The 16,462-nt window shown below is 37.4% G+C and carries 16 protein-coding genes; 7 read left to right on the top strand and 9 right to left on the bottom strand.

The window, feature by feature from the left end; genetic code table 11:
- The first annotated feature begins 125 nt into the window (after window positions 1-125).
- The 4 genes from map to RCG21_RS18520 all read left to right on the top strand — a co-directional run bounded on the left by map (window position 126) and on the right by RCG21_RS18520 (window position 4,861).
- Window positions 126-866: a type I methionyl aminopeptidase gene (gene map / locus RCG21_RS18535; protein WP_133336849.1), complete on the top strand. Its 741-nt coding sequence runs from the start codon at window positions 126-128 to the stop codon at window positions 864-866.
- 146 nt (window positions 867-1,012) lie between these two features.
- Entirely contained in the window at window positions 1,013-1,822 is an 810-nt protein-coding gene (locus tag RCG21_RS18530; protein ID WP_308913578.1) for an EcsC family protein, read from the top strand.
- A 117-nt stretch (window positions 1,823-1,939) separates the two neighbouring features.
- Window positions 1,940-2,572: a TetR/AcrR family transcriptional regulator gene (locus RCG21_RS18525; RefSeq protein WP_133336853.1), complete on the top strand. Its 633-nt coding sequence runs from the start codon at window positions 1,940-1,942 to the stop codon at window positions 2,570-2,572.
- Between the two features lie 69 nt (window positions 2,573-2,641).
- On the top strand, window positions 2,642-4,861 hold the full coding sequence (locus RCG21_RS18520; RefSeq protein WP_372512711.1) for an MMPL family transporter: 2,220 nt from the start codon (window positions 2,642-2,644) through the stop codon (window positions 4,859-4,861).
- 115 nt (window positions 4,862-4,976) lie between these two features.
- Here the strand turns inward: RCG21_RS18520 and RCG21_RS18515 are convergent, their stop codons facing one another.
- The 8 genes from RCG21_RS18515 to RCG21_RS18480 form a co-directional block, all read right to left on the bottom strand.
- A complete protein-coding gene (locus tag RCG21_RS18515) occupies window positions 4,977-5,237 on the bottom strand; it encodes a hypothetical protein (protein WP_026576443.1) in 261 nt (86 codons plus the stop codon).
- 340 nt (window positions 5,238-5,577) lie between these two features.
- Window positions 5,578-6,447 carry a COX15/CtaA family protein gene (locus RCG21_RS18510; RefSeq protein ID WP_308913577.1) on the bottom strand — a complete coding sequence of 290 codons (870 nt, stop codon included), beginning with the start codon at window positions 6,445-6,447 and terminating at the stop codon, window positions 5,578-5,580.
- Between the two features lie 93 nt (window positions 6,448-6,540).
- On the bottom strand, window positions 6,541-6,858 hold the full coding sequence (gene cyoD, locus RCG21_RS18505) for a cytochrome o ubiquinol oxidase subunit IV (protein WP_133336857.1): 318 nt from the start codon (window positions 6,856-6,858) through the stop codon (window positions 6,541-6,543).
- Window position 6,859: 1 nt separating this feature from the next.
- Entirely contained in the window at window positions 6,860-7,465 is a 606-nt protein-coding gene (gene cyoC, locus RCG21_RS18500) for a cytochrome o ubiquinol oxidase subunit III (RefSeq protein ID WP_133336859.1), read from the bottom strand.
- Window positions 7,466-7,477: 12 nt separating this feature from the next.
- The gene (locus RCG21_RS18495) at window positions 7,478-9,463 is read right to left on the bottom strand and encodes a cbb3-type cytochrome c oxidase subunit I (RefSeq protein ID WP_133336861.1); all 1,986 of its coding nucleotides are present in this window, start codon (window positions 9,461-9,463) and stop codon (window positions 7,478-7,480) included.
- Between the two features lie 21 nt (window positions 9,464-9,484).
- Window positions 9,485-10,411 carry a cytochrome aa3 quinol oxidase subunit II gene (gene qoxA, locus RCG21_RS18490; RefSeq protein ID WP_235824860.1) on the bottom strand — a complete coding sequence of 309 codons (927 nt, stop codon included), beginning with the start codon at window positions 10,409-10,411 and terminating at the stop codon, window positions 9,485-9,487.
- A 277-nt stretch (window positions 10,412-10,688) separates the two neighbouring features.
- Window positions 10,689-11,114 carry a YndM family protein gene (locus RCG21_RS18485; protein WP_133336863.1) on the bottom strand — a complete coding sequence of 142 codons (426 nt, stop codon included), beginning with the start codon at window positions 11,112-11,114 and terminating at the stop codon, window positions 10,689-10,691.
- A 161-nt stretch (window positions 11,115-11,275) separates the two neighbouring features.
- Window positions 11,276-11,620 (bottom strand): hypothetical protein, encoded by a 345-nt coding sequence (locus RCG21_RS18480; RefSeq protein ID WP_133336865.1) that lies wholly within the window; start codon window positions 11,618-11,620, stop codon window positions 11,276-11,278.
- 220 nt (window positions 11,621-11,840) lie between these two features.
- Between RCG21_RS18480 and RCG21_RS18475 the strand changes: the two genes are divergently transcribed.
- Window positions 11,841-12,782, top strand: a complete 942-nt coding sequence (locus tag RCG21_RS18475) for an LCP family protein (RefSeq protein WP_308913576.1) — start codon at window positions 11,841-11,843, stop codon at window positions 12,780-12,782.
- 416 nt (window positions 12,783-13,198) lie between these two features.
- On the top strand, window positions 13,199-13,996 hold the full coding sequence (locus RCG21_RS18470) for a hypothetical protein (protein ID WP_133336869.1): 798 nt from the start codon (window positions 13,199-13,201) through the stop codon (window positions 13,994-13,996).
- Window positions 13,997-14,096: 100 nt separating this feature from the next.
- Here the strand turns inward: RCG21_RS18470 and RCG21_RS18465 are convergent, their stop codons facing one another.
- Window positions 14,097-15,251 carry an MFS transporter gene (locus tag RCG21_RS18465; RefSeq protein WP_308913575.1) on the bottom strand — a complete coding sequence of 385 codons (1,155 nt, stop codon included), beginning with the start codon at window positions 15,249-15,251 and terminating at the stop codon, window positions 14,097-14,099.
- Window positions 15,252-15,811: 560 nt separating this feature from the next.
- Between RCG21_RS18465 and RCG21_RS18460 the strand changes: the two genes are divergently transcribed.
- Entirely contained in the window at window positions 15,812-16,435 is a 624-nt protein-coding gene (locus RCG21_RS18460) for a LysE family translocator (RefSeq protein ID WP_208025388.1), read from the top strand.
- The last annotated feature ends 27 nt before the right edge of the window (window positions 16,436-16,462 follow it).

The following is a 16,462-nucleotide window of genomic DNA, read 5'->3' as shown; positions in this document are numbered from 1 at the left end:
TTAAGAAGTGTCTTTTCGTTTTAAAAGGATCTATTAGAGGCTAGGACTTGGATTTTTAAAAGACTACGGGTAAAATTTATTACATAAAAGAATTTATGACAAAATTTTAAGATTGGGGATTTACCATGATTGTAAAAACAGAAGAAGATATTAATGGCATAAAAGAAATCGGCCGAATTTGTGCGGCTATTCGAGATGAATTAGTCCAAAAAGCTAAACCAGGTATCACGACAAAAGAGTTAGACGAAATTGCAGGTGGGCTTTTTGAAAAAGAAGGAGCCGTTTCTGCACCAAAAGGAGAATATGATTTTCCTGGCTATACTTGTATTAGTGTGAATGAAGAAGTAGCCCATGGTATACCGGGAAATCGAGTGATTCAAGAGGGGGATCTCGTCAATATTGATGTTTCAGGTTCCAAAAATGGATATTTCGCCGATACCGGCATCTCGATTGTCGTGGGAGAAGGAGATCCTGTGTTAAAGAGAATCTGCGAAGTGGCACAAGAAGCTTTTGAAGCCGGTCTTAAGAAAGCAAAGCCGGGTTCAAAAATAAATGGTATGGGGAAAGTAGTTTATCAGACGGCTAGAAAACAAGGATTCACCGTGATCAAAAACCTTACGGGCCATGGAATTGGACGGACCATCCATGAGAAGCCTGAATATATTTTTAATTATTATGAACCGTCAGAGAGTGGCTTGTTACGTGAAGGAATGGTTATTGCATTTGAACCATTTATCTCTACACATGAAGAGGAAGTGCTCGAAAAGGGTGACGGCTGGACCTATATAACCGAACAAAGCCGCGTTGCCCAATATGAACACACCCTGATTATTACCAAAGACGGTCCGATTATTGTCACAAAATAAATCAGCAAAGGTCTCAAAAAGAGGCCTTTTTTGCTTACCAACATCCCCATTTGAAACCATTTTCAATTTTTTCCGTATGTAATAAAAATTACTCATGGGAAAAATAGAGCAAGATGATTTTTAAATGAAAATAGGTGGTTAAAGTAATGGAGTCAAAAGAGGAATTACTGAAAGAACTATCCATCATTGAAAAATGGGAAAAAGACCAGAGCGGTCTATGGTTTTGGGAACGGATTGGGCGTCTGCCATTTAAGCTGTTAGATAAAATTACACCCCAATTCATTCACAATAAGATCGGTTTATTGCTTGAGGAAATTGGGGCTTACATCCAAACCGGTGGAAAATATTTAATTAATGAAAAAAGTTTATTCAACATGGTTCAAAAAGAAACAAATCAACCCATTGAAAAGGTTTCAGATATTAAAGATTTGCCATTAAAAACAATGGATAAAATTAGCCATGAACTTAGCGGGCGAAGAAAGAATTTTGCCACACTCCAAGGAGCAAGCACAGGAATAGGGGGAATATTCACCTTGGCCATTGATATACCGGCTATATTGGCTATTTCCTTAAAAACTTTACAAGAAATTGCGATTCTCCACGGCTATGACCCAAACGATAAAAATGAACGAATTTTTATGATTAAATGTCTGCAATTTTCATCAGCCGATGTTGTGGGGAAACGTGCGATTTTAAATGAACTGGCAAACTTTTATCAAAGAGATAATAAATCAGATGAGATGATGTCCCAATTACAAGGCTGGAGAGAGGTTGTCTATACATACCGGGACAACTTTGGGTGGAAAAAATTATTTCAAATGGTACCGGTAGCCGGGATGATTTTCGGCGCTTTCACTAACCGGTCCATGATTAGCGATCTCTCAGAGGCAGGGATGATGCTTTATCGGAAAAGAAAAATTTTAGAAAGATTAGAAAAGACTCAGGTTCCTTATTAAACCTGGGTTATTCGTATTTTTCTATTTCAAAGCGAACTTTACTGTACTATTTATTTAAATCAATTTATAATATGATATAACTGATCAGTTGATAAGTAAGAAGGGCTGAAACAATCAATGGCAATTACACCAAATAAGCAATCTGAGATTTCTGCAATTGAAACGAAACAGAATATAATTAACATATCCCAAAAATTATTTATGACCTATGGCTATCGTTCCGTCTCCACTAGACAAATTGCCCAATCTTGCGGTATTACCCAGCCAGCTTTATATCATCATTTTCGAAATAAGCAAGAAATTTATATCGAAGTGGTTAGAGCAATAATGAGCCGCACGAAATTCCATATGGAGAAAATAAAAAAGCAATATACGTCATTTAGAGAACGAGTGCATCAGATTGCCTATTACATGCTCATGAATCACCAAGAGGATTTATCACAAATGTTTCACGACCTAAAACACGAAATGAACGAGGAGACACAACTACTAATTCGTAATTGGTGGTTAGAAAGTTATTTCAATCCCATTGTTAAGATCATCGTGGAAGCAGAAAATGAAAAACATATAAAGGAACTATCAAAGCTTGAGAGCAATCCAATAGAAATGTCCTACTTCATTTTAGATATCCTTAAGTCCTTATTACAATTTTCAGGCCTTAAAACCTTGGATGATAAAGAGAGAAAAGTACAGGCTGAGAGAAAAGCTAAATTAATTGTAAGTATTATTTTAGATGGGATAGGGAGTTAGGCTAGTAGGCCTTCTCTTTTTTTGCTACCCACTTATCAACTGATAAGGTAATGAAGGGAGACGAGAATTGTGAAGAAAAATTGGTTAATGCGTTGGGGTGAGCTAGTTAGCGGGAAAAAAGGTCGATGGATTACCATCCTTATTTGGGTATTCGTCATAATTCTATTAAATATCACTTTACCCCAAGCAAATTCACAAAAGAATGAAAGAGCGGATCTCTTTTTAGAGAAAGTTGACTCTCAAAAAGCAAAGGAAATCATAGAAAAGAATTTTGGTAATAAGACGGGAACCCCTGCACTGATGACTTGGTATAAAAAGAATCAGTTATCGGATGAAGATCTAGCATCCATACAAACACTAACAAAGAAACTTGTTGTTGATAACCCGATTGAAGGGGCGGAGGTGCCCCCGTTTTATAAAATGCCGCTTCCTGTATTAAAACAACAAGTATCCAAGGATGGAACAACCTTCGTTTTACCGGTAGTATTTGATCAAGACCTTGAGACTGCAGAGATACAAAAACGATTGGATAAATTGAAACAAATTTCAAAACCTATTTTCTCATCCAATCCATTTACGAAAAAAATCAATGATGCAAACTCTTTACTCGTTAGGGTTACAGGACCTGCAGGAATATCGGTAGATGCCACTGACCTATTCAGCCAAGGGGATCTCTCCTTACTTTTTGGTACCGTTTTACTTGTTCTGATTTTCCTTCTGGTCATTTATCGTTCGCCGATATTAGCCCTCATACCATTAATTGGGGTTGGGATGGCCTATATGGTGATCAGCCCGATTCTTGGATTGTTAGGGAGGGAAGGAGTAATCGACTTTGATTCTCAAGCTATCTCGATTATGACTGTATTACTATTTGGGGCTGGGACCGATTATTGTTTATTCCTAATTGCCCAATTTCGAAATAGTTTAAATAAAGAGGAGAGCAAATTTCGTTCCATTAAAAATGCGTTTACGAGATCATCTGGTGCGATTATAATGAGCGGACTGACTGTTGTGATCTCTCTTCTTGTTTTATTAGTGGCGAACTACGGATCCATCCACCGTTTTGCGATTCCGTTCAGTTTGGCGATTCTTATCATGATGTGTGCGAGTTTAACGCTTATTCCTGCGTTTCTAAGTATATTAGGAAGAGCTTCCTTTTTCCCATTTATCCCTCGTACCGAAGAAATGGATAAAAAATTGGCAGAGAAAAAAGGGAAGGTATATCGGAATCGCAATAAAGAAAAACGGTTAGGAAATATCATCGGTAGAATGGTTAGCCAAAACCCTTGGAAAGTGTTTATTACGACGTTTACGATTTTGGGAATTTTGGCCATTTATTCATTAAAAATTGAATATACGTATGACACACTTTCATCGTTTCCAAAAAATATGCCGTCTCGTGAGGGCTTTGAAATCCTTTCTGAACACTTTAGTGCTGGTGAGTTGGCACCAGCTACTGTCATCGTAAAAGGAATTGAAGATGAAAGCACCGTGAAAGCAAAATTGGAAGGATTACCGTATATTGCGAAGGTGTCGAATGCCGAGCGAAGTGAAAAGGATCCAAGCTTGGTCAAGTATGATGTGGAATTAAAAGATAATCCTTATTCCAACAAGGCAATGGAATCCATCCCTAAACTTAAAAAGGACCTAAAGGAAATTTTAAAAAGTAGTGGTGCGAATAGCAAGGTTTATATAAGCGGGCAAACAGCCGAACAATATGATACAAAAGAGACTACGAAAGCCGATTCCTCCTTGATTATTCCGATTGTCCTTGTAATGATCGCCGTTTTACTATTGTTCTATCTTCGTTCCATTATCGCCACTATCTACCTAATCGGAACGGTGCTCTTATCTTATTATAGTGCATTAGGGCTAGGATGGATTATCTTGCACTATGGGTTCAACGTGAATGAGATCCAAGGATTTATCCCTTTATATGCTTTCGTATTTATTGTTGCACTTGGAGAGGACTATAATATTTTTATGATTTCAAGCATTTGGAGAAAAAGTAATGAAATGTCCCTTGTAAATGCAGTTCGCGAAGGGGTAGCTGAAACGGGGGGAATCATTACCTCAGCTGGTTTAATTTTAGCAGGCACATTTGCCATCTTAACGACACTTCCGATTCAAATACTTGTCCATTTTGGAACGATTACAGCCATCGGTGTACTTTTGGATACATTTATGATCAGACCGTTTTTGGTTCCTGCCATCACATCGATTTTAGGAAAATGGGCGTTTTGGCCGGTAAAGAAGAAAATGGGTGAGGTTGAAAAATTACAGGGATGATAAATTTCGGTCGAAATTAGTAATTATGTCCTATCGTAGAAAATGTGAACCTTTTCCTTTTCAAACAAAATCAGGCGCAATTTTATTCAAAAATTACGCCTGATTTTTTTATTTTTTAATGAAATGTTCTTTTTGGAACAAAATATAGTTTTGTTTCTTTATTTCGAATCTCCGCTTCTGTTACTTCATCCATTAAGCTTAGACACATACCAAATAATAAGGTAATAATAGAAGCAATGACGACACCAACACCTGTTGCAGTATAAAAGTATCCTCCATTGGCAGCGCTTACAAAAAAGCTAGAAATAAAAATGAGTACACCAGTACCGATTCCAAACATGGATGCTTTAAAAATTTTTAAATATTTATACTCCATGATCATCACTCCCTTACTGAATATTCTATCAATTGTCACAAATTTGTCAAACTTTTTTTAAAAAAAATTTTAATAGTGCAAATTACTTGATTTTTAAAATAGATAGACTTTATTAAAGGACGATATAGATTTTGAACAGCGTTGATTGGAGCGGAGGGCACGAAGACTCCTGTGGGAGTACGGGACAGAGGAGGCTCGCCGAACCGCCCACGAACCGCCCACGAACCGCCCACGAACCGCTTGTGCCTGGAGCGGAAATCAACAACCAAGTTTAACAGAGCCAATGGGTAAGAAAAAGAGAAATAAAAAAAATCCTAAACGATTCATTTAGGATTTTTGCCTAGCCATTTTGAAAGCAGATGATACTTTGGATTCCAACTAATAGAGATAGAATGGAAACATGTAGGAGGACTGCTCCCAAACTTAAATGGGTATAGATTAAAAGGGCACCACTTAATCCTTGCAAAAGAATGAATAAAAAATTAATTTGACTGAAGCGATAAATGTCCGGACGATCTTGACGGTATTTTTTTGAAAGGTGAATTAGCTCGAAAAAGAGAATGATTAGACCAAGGGCAAATGAACGATGAATGATATCAACCCAAAAAGCATTTCCAACATCCCCGTAGCGTTCGGTCGGAATCGGAAAACCACGGAAGGCTTTACCCGAACCTGTTTTGGCAACATAACCCCCGAAATAAATAGCTGCATAAAGAAAGATAAAAGTAAACCAAGAAAAAACGGAAAATGACGCGGGCATCTTTTTCAAGGAAGGATTTTTCTTTTCCTCCAAATAAATCACATAGGCAATATTGATTAATGCTGAAAATGATATAAGTGCAATTCCCAAATGCGCTGCCAGCAAAAGAGGAGAGAGTGAAATCATTACTGTTAAGGCACCAAGGGTCGATTCCCCAAGGATACCTAAAATCGCAAAGAATACCAGCATTTTCACTTTTCGTGATTTATAGCGAATCCAAGCCATTGCTGAAACAACAAATAATAACAGGCTCGCAAGCCCCACAACGATACGATGGGTGTATTCAATGACGGAGTGATAATCAGAAAAATCAGGATATAATTTACCATTACACAAAGGGTATCCGCTCCCGCATCCCATTGCGGAATTTGTCATCGTGTCAATAAATCCAATAATATTTACTAGAAACAGTGTTGCCGCTGCAATGATAGAAAGCCAAAAGTATTTCATCTTAGAGCACCTCCTATGTAAGAAACCATTTCTTTTCTGACCATTAAGATATAGTGCCCAGCGGTCTCTAAAATCGCTGGGCACTTAGTAACATTAATGAACTTGAGAGTTGAATGACATAATCCAAACCGATCCGGCAACAATTGTTGCAACGAAAATAATCCCAAGGATTAATGCCATCACATTGTACTTCGGTCCTTCACCATCACGAATATGCATGAAGAAGAATAATTGAAGGACAAACTGTAAAACAGCCGCCAGCAATATGCTGAACATAAGCGCTGATTTTGCCATCATATGATTTAAAACAAGAACAAGAGGGATGATAGTCAATATTATCGAAAGAATGAAACCTGTCACATATGCTTTGATGGAACCAGTGTGTTCGTGTTCGTGTCCATGTGCTGACATGTTACATCACCCCCATTAAATAAACGACAGTAAAGATAAAGATCCATACAGCATCTAAGAAGTGCCAATAAAGACTGACAATGGAAACTTTTCGTTTTGTAACTTCAGTAATTCCTTTTTTCTTGATTTGAACAATAATTCCAATGATCCAAAGGATACCGAAAGAAACGTGAACGCCGTGTGTACCAACTAAACAAAAGAAGGAAGTAAGGAAGGCGCTGCTTTGAAGTGTTGCACCTTCATGAACCATATTTACAAATTCGTTGATTTCAAGACCTACGAATACAGCACCAAGAGCAATTGTTACAATTAACCATTTAATAAGACCTTTTTTATTGCCTTTATGCATGGCGAGTACTGCCAAACCACTTGTAAATGAACTAATTAAAAGAATGAAAGTCTCAATGATAAAACCTGGTACATCGAATTCTTTTGCTGTGAACCCTCCGTTTGTATGAGTGTGCAGGACCGCATACGCTGCAAAGAAGGTTGCAAATAATAGACAGTCAGTTACAAGGAATATCCAGAATCCTAAAACCTTTAATCCTTCTTGGTCAACATGACCATGATCATGGTCAGAAACATGAGCTGAAGCGCTATGTTGCATGTTTTTAACCTCCTAGTTTGCAGTTCGCTGAACTGAAATGTTTTTTCTTAATGCTTTCTCAGTTCGTTCGATTTCTTCTACAGGAATATAATAATCCGTGTCATATTGGAATGAACGAGTAAATAATGTTATGGCAACACCAATTAATCCGATGACTCCCATCCAAATCCAATCAAACGTAAATCCAAAACCGGCAATAAAGAAGAAGCATGACATAATGAAAGGAATACCTGTATTTTTTGGCATATGAATCGGTTCATATTTTACCGGTTCAGGTTTATATCCTTCTTTTTTCATTTCTTCTTTTTGATACCACCAAGCATCTTTGCCATTTGCTTTTGGTAAGATCGCAAAGTTATAAACTGGAGGAGGGGATGGAATTGACCATTCTAATGTACGGCCATCCCAAGCATCACCAGTTACATCGCGTTCACCGTGTTTAATGCTATAAAGAATTTGCCAAACTTGGAAGACGAAACCGATACCCATAAAGAATGCACCGACCGTTGAGATTAAGTTAAGCGGTGCCCAACCCATGTCCCAACCTGCTGATTGGTTATACGTATAAATACGACGAGTCATACCCATGAAACCAAGAGCGTACTGTGGCATAAAGCAAACATAGAAACCAATTTGCCACAACCAGAATCCCCATTTTCCTAAACGTTCGTTTAACTTGAAGCCGAATAGTTTTGGCCACCAATAATAAAGACCTGCAAGGTAACCGAATACTACACCACCGATTAATACTTGGTGGAAGTGGGCGATCAGGAAGTAACTGTTATGGTATTGATAGTCTGCCGGCGCGGCAGCAAGCATAACACCTGTTGCACCACCAACAAGGAAACATGGTACGAATGCATAAAACCAAAGCATAGGCTGTGATAAGCGTACACGGCCGCGGTACATAGTAAACAGCCAGTTAAAGATCTTAACACCAGTCGGGATTGCGATAATCATCGTACATATCGCAAAAACAATATTTACGTCCGCACCGGCACCCATTGTAAAGAAATGGTGCACCCAAGTGTAATAAGAAACTATCGAAATAGCAATCATAGAAAATACCATTGAACCATAACCAAAAATACGTTTTTTCGAGAATGTAGCAACAATCTCAGAGAACACACCGAAGGCAGGTAATACAACAATATATACTTCTGGGTGACCCCACATCCAGATCAAGTTTACCCATAACATAGGATTACCGCCGGCAGTCATTGTAAAGAAATGTCCGCCAAGTAAGCGGTCAACAGTCAACATGATTAAAGTAACAGTTAAAATAGGGAATACACCTAAAATGGCAATTGATGACGCTAATACAGACCATGAAAATAATGGCATATCTTTTAAGCGCATAGATGGTGTCCGCATTTTTAAGATCGTTACAACAAAGTTAATACCTGTTGCCAAACTACCTATACCTGAAATTTGAATTCCCCAAATCCAGAAGTTTTGACCAGGACCCGGGCTAAAATCGTTTTCAGATAAAGGCGGGTAGGATAGCCATCCGGCACTCGCTGAACCACCGATTACAAAGGAAATATTAAAGAGCATCGCTCCGATAAAGAATAACCAGAAGCTCACAGCATTCAACATTGGATACGCAACATCGCGCGCACCAATTTGCAATGGAACAACCATGTTAAATAATCCGAACATAAATGGCATCGCCATAAATAAAATCATAATCGTTCCATGTGTTGTAAAAATTTCATTATAGTGTTCAGATTGTAAGAAATGCATATCAGGAAACGCAAGTTGAATACGCATTAAAATCGCATCGACCCCACCGCGGAAAAGCATAAGTAAAGCGGAAAGGAGATACATAATACCAATTTTTTTATGGTCAACGGTTGTAATCCAATCTCTCCATAGCCATCCCCATTTTTTGAAGTATGTGAGAGAAAATACAATCCCAATCATGGCTAGAACAATCGAAACATCGGCACCATAAATCATAGGATCGCCGGTGACAAAAAAATGCGAGTTATCCATTGATAATTTCCTCCTGTTTGTTTATTTTCCCATATCCATTCCAGGCATTGACTTCATTTCAGCACTATCGCTCATGTTCATGTGATTTTTATGATTATAGTAAATACCACCATTTTTGTTCACAATGTCTTGGAATAATCCATTAGGATATGATGAAAAGCTTAACTCTTTTTCGGTACTTGGCTTGGACAATTTTTCATAACCAGCTTTTGTTAAGACAGGAGAACTTTTCTTAATACTTTCTGCCCATTTATCAAAATTAGCTTGACTTACTGATTTCACTCTAAATTGCATATGTGCAAAGCCCTTACCGGTAAAGTTTGCACCGGAACCAAAGTATTCTCCAACTTTATTCGCCTGCAGCCATAAGCCCATTGACATTCCCGGCATCGTATATTCTTGACCGCCTAATTGAGGAATCCAGAACGAGTTCATCGGTGCATCAGAAGTTAAAACAAATTGTACCGGAACACCAGCAGGAATCTCAGCGTAATTTACGGTGGCAATTTTTTTATCTGGATAAGTAAACATCCACTTCCAATCCAGTGAAGTTACTTGTACAACCAATGGTTTTACATCTTTCACAGGGGGTTTTGTTAAATTAATTGTTGTTTTCGCAGTAAAAACACCAAGAATCGCAACGATGATAACCGGAATTCCCCACCATACGATCTCTAAAATTTTACTGTCTGCCCATTCTGGTTGATATGGTGCTTTGTTGTCCGGACGGTCTCGATACTTAACCGCAATATAAACAAAAATACCTAAAACAGGAATAATAACAACTGCACATAAAATAACCGAAATGATAATTAAATCTAGTTCTTGTTGGGCAACCGGACCTTTTGGGTTTAGAACAATAAATTTACTTTTATCACACCCAGCCAAAAGTACCATACCCAAGAATGCTAAAATAGAATATTTAGCAAATTGGTTCCATTTACTCAATGTAAGTACCCCTTTCATTCGATTTGTTTTTTATTTATTCACGAGGATTATGTTAAAAAGCTATACAAATATACCAAATTTAATTTCATTTGAGTAGAGAATTTTTTATGTTTCACATATTTGTCACAGAAAGTTCATATTTGGAATCAAGATATTTCCTTTCATGTAAATTGTTATTTTAAACCCCAGTTATTTTCCATATTAAACCTAAAAAAAGGTCTCCCCAAATGGGAAGACCTTCTCTAAAATCATTCTGTTTTTAAAATTTAAGTAGGCTTCACTTTTTCTTTAATGGTTCTTGCTCCTCGGACATTTCCATACCGTATGCTAGCCGGTCAGGTACCGCATTCTTTTTGAGGCTGCTTTCCTGCCTTGGACTATGCAACATTCGGTGAACGAAAAACTCCCCAATTGTTATTATGATTGCTGAAATAATACTTCCCCAAGCTATCTGCATATAATTGTCAAGAAGTACACTTCCAAAAATCCAAACCACCATATAGGATAGGATAAAATCTCCAATAAGGGCATTCTTATTTCCGATTCGAGAAAGTAACATCCTATCCCCAAGATAAGAAACAATTGTCATTAACACACTGAACCAAACAATATCCACCCAAGTCGCATTAAAAAAAAGATCTAATGCTACCGCATAAGCAACCAGACAAGTAACAAATTTTACGATTAAAGCCATTGTATTCATTTTTCTTCTACCTCCTCATCTACCATTTTAGACAATTTTAAAAAATCCATTCATCCTCTTATAAAATAGAATCAATAGGAATTTGTTTAATATGAAAGAACTAGTGAAACAATAATAAAAGGCTACCGGGTCGGCAGCCTTTTCTATAGAGGATCTACCCCTCATTCACCATAATTTTGACTATAATCCCAATATTTTAATGTTTCGGTATGGTCAGTGGGTATCTCTTTTTTGACTTTTCCATCTTCATCCTTGTACACTTCATATTCCTGATAGGTCTCCACGAAATATCCATCCACTTTTTCAACTTTTTCAAGTTTTTCTACTAGATCAGGGCCCTCATCAGAAGGGGCGGCCGTTACAGGCTTTGCTATTTTTTGTTTACTCGCCGTTGCTGTGTAGGAGTAATTTTTATTGATAAACGAAAAGGGCGAATCCAGATAGGCGGCAAAAACTAACAAGAATAACAGGGCTAACAATGACGTGGTTTGAGTGAAAGATTTCATGCTCCCGGCTCCTTTACCAATTACATCTTCATAACCCATTTTATGCATGTCCGCACGACATATGATTAAATTAAATTCAGAATTTCCCTCCCGTTTTTTGGCCAGTATTTAAAACGTAATCATTTATTTACCATTTTGTAATTTAATTATTCCTATGAATCACTTAAAATATTAAGGGTATTGAATTTGTGAACTTGGTATAGACAACCGGAGGTACGAGATGGAAAAAGTACGTAGAAGAAGGAAAGTTAGATGGAAAAGAGTATTTGGGATGCTTTTTATATTGATGATAATATTTACAACGGCTTATTCAATTTATCAATATAAGCGAGGACTTTCGATTGCAGAGGCAGGAAGTTACTTAGGTAATAAAAAACAAACTGATACATTCAAAGGGAAAGAAGTAAAGTTTGGGAAACTCAATGTTCTTCTTTTAGGCAGCGACTCACGTGGTGAAAAGCATTCACGAACAGATTCCATTATGATCGCCCATTATGATCAAAATTCTCATCAAGCGAAATTGATTTCCATTATGAGAGATACATACGTTGATATACCCGGTCACGGAATGCAAAAGATAAATGCGGCTTATGCCTTTGGTGGTCCGGAGCTTTTAAGACAAACCATTGAAGAAAATTTCCATATTGATGTGAACTATTATGCAATGGTAGATTTTAAAGGTTTTTCCAAAGTGGTGGATGTCCTTGCACCAGATGGGATTGAAGTAGATGTTCCGCATCAAATGTCCTCCGGAATTGGGATGACGTTAAACCCTGGAAAGCAAACGCTGCACGGGGACAAGTTATTAGGCTATGTCCGGTTTAGACATGACAATCTAAGTGATTTTGGCCGTGTCGAGCGGCAACAGGAGGTCCTAACTAAACTGGAGGATCAGGCATTAAGTATGGGAAGTGTTATCAAGATTCCGAAACTATTAGGTGTAATCAATCCATATATTGAAACCAATCTGGATTCATCAACGTTATTTTCTTTGGGGAAGGATTTAATTACGAATCGCTCCTCAAATTTAAAAACTCTGCGGGTTCCAGTTGATGGTTCCTTCACAAACGAACGATTTGACAATGTAGGAGAGGTCCTAAGTATTAATTTGGATCAAAATATAGCAGAAATTGATAAATTCCTTACCTCAACAAGCAGCTAATCGATTTTTTTCGATTGGCTTTTTTTGTAAGCTATGTTAAAGAACAATGATGATTTTTAAACAAAGTTGATTGGAGCGGAAGGCACGAAGACTCCTCGAAAATGCTAACGCATTTTCTTCGTGCGTGGGCCGATTCAAGGGAGCAATTCAGTGTCCTGTGGGAGTACGGAGTAGGGGAAAAAAGACCCCGCAGGAGCAAAGCGACGAGGAGGCTCACCAGACCGCCCACGAACCGCTTGTGCCTGGAGCGGAAATCAACATCCAAGTTTAACAGGGAGTTTTTGTAAATAAAAACCTGATGAAATCGCCGTTTCAGTTGGATGGACAACTCCGTAAACTATATTAATACCTCGTATTGTAAGGAAATTCAGCAATATAAAAGGGGGATTTTTTGTTATAAAGGCAGGTGAAGGGAATTGTATTTAGTTGGTTTTTATTCTCCAAAAGCAAAATCAGGTGTTACAGAATTGTCTTTATCGATTTATCATTGGCTTAAAAAAAACACCAGTCTTTCGGCAGCATTTATTTCTTACGGGACTTTAGAAAAAGAAGAAATTTCAACGGAGTTGATCCATGAATTCTCAAAATTATCTCTGGCAGAAAAAAAACGAAAAATTAAACAGATGAAAAAGGAATTTGATATTATCATATACGATGCATCCAGTCAGCTATCAGAAGGAGTATTAAGCCTATTACCCATTGTTGACCGCTTATTCGTTGTTGGCGAAGAACATCGGGATTTCGCGGTAAAACTTCAGCAGATCATTGAATTTGATAAAATTTTTGATAAGCACGTAAAAAATTTTATTACCCATTTAAAAGGAAATAAAACCTTTATCATTCGCGAAAGTAAGGAAAACCATGTGATTGGCTTTAATTATTCAAATAAAGAAACAAATGAAATTGGTCAAATGATCTATACAGATTATGTCACTCATTATCTAAATAAAAACCTGATTAAAAAAAATGAAAGGGTTTACAGTAAAATTAAACAAATTCCTAAGGATGAGTTGGCAATCGGTTTATATAAATTAGGAATTGATTTTGAAAAAGCTTTATTATTCCATGCTTTCATTCATTTACGAGAAGAATTAGGGCAGGATTACAAAGATGCGCTAGAAACACTGTTTCCACGATTAATCCATTCCACGTTTGAAGAACTTTTAGACAAGTTCCGAAGTGAATTATTCTTATTTTCACACTTTAAACTTTAGCCATTCTCCACTAAGTAGACCCTCGGTAAACTTTTTTCCTGCGTAAAACTGATCCTATTGGATTCCGGCGCAATAATCATTGCGCCGGAAGATAGAGTTCTCAATTCTCTTTCACCATTTTAGCAACTGGGCGATAAATCTGAAAAAGAATCAATGCAAGGACTGATAGGACTGCCCCTGAGATGTAGGGCAAACCAATTGTGATTGAAAATAACCATCCACCCATTGGAGGCCCGATAATTCTTCCTAATGAATCAAAAGAAGAGAGTAAACCGGTTGAACTTCCATGTCCTGCTGTTGAAGTTTTCGTTAGCAAAGCAGAGACACTTGGACGAATTACACCATTACCAATTCCAAATATCGTTAAATAAACGGCAGCAGTTAGAAAACTATTCACAAGGAGGATGAGTCCAAAACCAATTGCTGAAACAATAATACCTCCTTGAATAACCATTCTTTCTCCATATTTCTTCGTTAGTCGGCCAACCAATCCACCTTGGATTATGGCACTTGCAAACCCCATAATCATAAATACATAACCAAGTTCTACTGTATCTATACCCGCTTTTTTGGCAGCAAAATAGGCAAAGGTTGCTTCTAAACCGGAGAGAGATAAAGAAATCAATAATTGCATGACAAATAGAATCGATGTGGGTCCGTTAAAAGCTTCTAGCAATGATGGTCTTTTTTCGACCGATTTCTTCTCTGAAGATTCTTTTAGTAATAAAAACACAAGGATTAAGGTAATGAAGGAGGAGGCACTTGCCAGCAAAAATGGTAATCCTAAGCTTATTTTTGAAAAAATCCCCCCAACAGCCGGACCAAAAACAAAGCCCAAACCTGTTGCCGCTCCAATGATTCCCATTCCTTTCCCACGATTTTCTTCCGTTGTGATATCAGCTACATAGGCCATAGCGGTTGGCATATTGGCCGATGAAAGTATCCCACCGATAATTCTTGCCGCAAACAGCATCCATAACTGTGTTGATAACCCTTGAATTAAAAAAGAAATCCCAAGACCCGCAATTCCAATCATCATTACAGGTTTACGGCCAATCCGATCAGAAACCCGTCCCCAGATGGGAGCAAAAATTAACTGCATAAAAGAATAAACTGCCATTAAAAGGCCCAGCTCTGTTGGCGAAGCTCCGATCTGTTCCGCGTAAAAAGGCAGGACAGGGATGATAATCCCAAAACCAATCATCACGAGAAACATGACAAAAAATAAAATCGGTAAAGCATTTTTGTTTTGCAAAGAATCAACTCATTTCTATAAAAAATAGCAATTAATTTCTATTAATAGGATAAAGGAATGCACGTTTTTAAGCAATTTATTCCATGCACACCATCAAGGTATCCTAGATCTCGAACACGGTGAAGAATCAGTTCCATGTTTTCTCCATGAATGATAAGCCAAAAGTACTATTATCCCCAAAATTCAATTCATAATTTTATGAAAATTTGTTATGATGATCTTAAAAAAAATGAAAAGGGAGATGATAAAAAATTCCAAAAAAGTGGGAAAAGGTAATTGATCCAAATAATAAGTACGGTGGGGCTTTTATCCTTAGTGACCTTATGAAGAAGCTTCAGAAATTGTAAAAACTTATAGGAGCCATTTTGATGGCAGCAAATTAGTAAGAAAGGCCATCCAGCCAAAGGACACAAATCGAAAACCCAGCTAAAGGAAATCCTAGTAATTGCATTGTTTTAGCAAATTGCTAGCAAGTTCTAGCGATTAAATAGCAAGGTAAATAGGAGTGTTTTTAAAGTAAAAAACAAGTCGATAAAGAAGAGGAAAAAGAGGAGAGAATCATGATTCATAATTTTTTTCTATTTATTATAATGTGTATTGTATTAATTATCTTGCCCGGTCCTGATACAGCCATCACCACAAAAAATACCCTTACTATCGGGAAAGTTGGAGGGCTAAGGACCGTATATGGCACATGCTGTGCTCTGATGATTCATACAACAGCAGCAGTAGTAGGTTTATCTGCAATAATCGTCAAATCTGCCATGGTCTTTTCTATTTTTAAATTTGTAGGTGCGCTCTACTTGTTTTACCTTGGAGTGAAAACGCTATGGTCTTTAAAAAAGAAAAAGACAAATGAAATCATTCCAAAAAATACTTATCAAGGTCACTCTTGTTTTAAACAGGGATTTCTAACCAACCTGTTAAATCCTAAAGTAGCTGTATTTTTCTTAACCTTTTTACCACAGTTTTTAGATGGCAGCAGCCAAACATTCCTTCCGTTTCTTTTGATGGGAATCACCTATACCGTTTTAACCGTCATCTGGTTTTTATTATATATTTCTTTAATTAATCAAATAAGTGCTTTCATTAAAAAACCTTCCGTCAACAAATTGATGGAGGGAGTTACAGGTCTCGTATTGATTGTATTCGGTTTAAAATTGGCACTGGAAAAAGCAAACTAAAAAGCAGCGGAGTTTTCCGCTGCTTTT

The sequence above is a fragment of the Bacillus salipaludis genome (assembly GCF_030938565.1).
GTDB classification, from domain to species: Bacteria; Bacillota; Bacilli; order Bacillales; family Cytobacillaceae; genus Neobacillus; species Neobacillus salipaludis_A.
Note: the sequence above shows the minus strand (reverse complement) of the source record. Positions and strands in the feature narration are given on the sequence as shown.

Excerpts from the sequence above, each read along its gene's own strand:
- map (WP_133336849.1), top strand. The coding sequence starts at position 126 with ATGATTGTAAAAACAGAAGAAGATATTAATGGCATAAAAGAAATCGGC.
- RCG21_RS18530 (WP_308913578.1), top strand. The coding sequence starts at position 1,013 with ATGGAGTCAAAAGAGGAATTACTGAAAGAACTATCCATCATTGAAAAA.
- RCG21_RS18525 (WP_133336853.1), top strand. The coding sequence starts at position 1,940 with ATGGCAATTACACCAAATAAGCAATCTGAGATTTCTGCAATTGAAACG.
- RCG21_RS18515 (WP_026576443.1), bottom strand. The coding sequence starts at position 5,237 with ATGGAGTATAAATATTTAAAAATTTTTAAAGCATCCATGTTTGGAATC.
- RCG21_RS18510 (WP_308913577.1), bottom strand. The coding sequence starts at position 6,447 with ATGAAATACTTTTGGCTTTCTATCATTGCAGCGGCAACACTGTTTCTA.
- cyoD (WP_133336857.1), bottom strand. The coding sequence starts at position 6,858 with ATGTCAGCACATGGACACGAACACGAACACACTGGTTCCATCAAAGCA.
- cyoC (WP_133336859.1), bottom strand. The coding sequence starts at position 7,465 with ATGCAACATAGCGCTTCAGCTCATGTTTCTGACCATGATCATGGTCAT.
- RCG21_RS18495 (WP_133336861.1), bottom strand. The coding sequence starts at position 9,463 with ATGGATAACTCGCATTTTTTTGTCACCGGCGATCCTATGATTTATGGT.
- RCG21_RS18485 (WP_133336863.1), bottom strand. The coding sequence starts at position 11,114 with ATGAATACAATGGCTTTAATCGTAAAATTTGTTACTTGTCTGGTTGCT.
- RCG21_RS18480 (WP_133336865.1), bottom strand. The coding sequence starts at position 11,620 with ATGAAATCTTTCACTCAAACCACGTCATTGTTAGCCCTGTTATTCTTG.
- RCG21_RS18475 (WP_308913576.1), top strand. The coding sequence starts at position 11,841 with ATGGAAAAAGTACGTAGAAGAAGGAAAGTTAGATGGAAAAGAGTATTT.
- RCG21_RS18460 (WP_208025388.1), top strand. The coding sequence starts at position 15,812 with ATGATTCATAATTTTTTTCTATTTATTATAATGTGTATTGTATTAATT.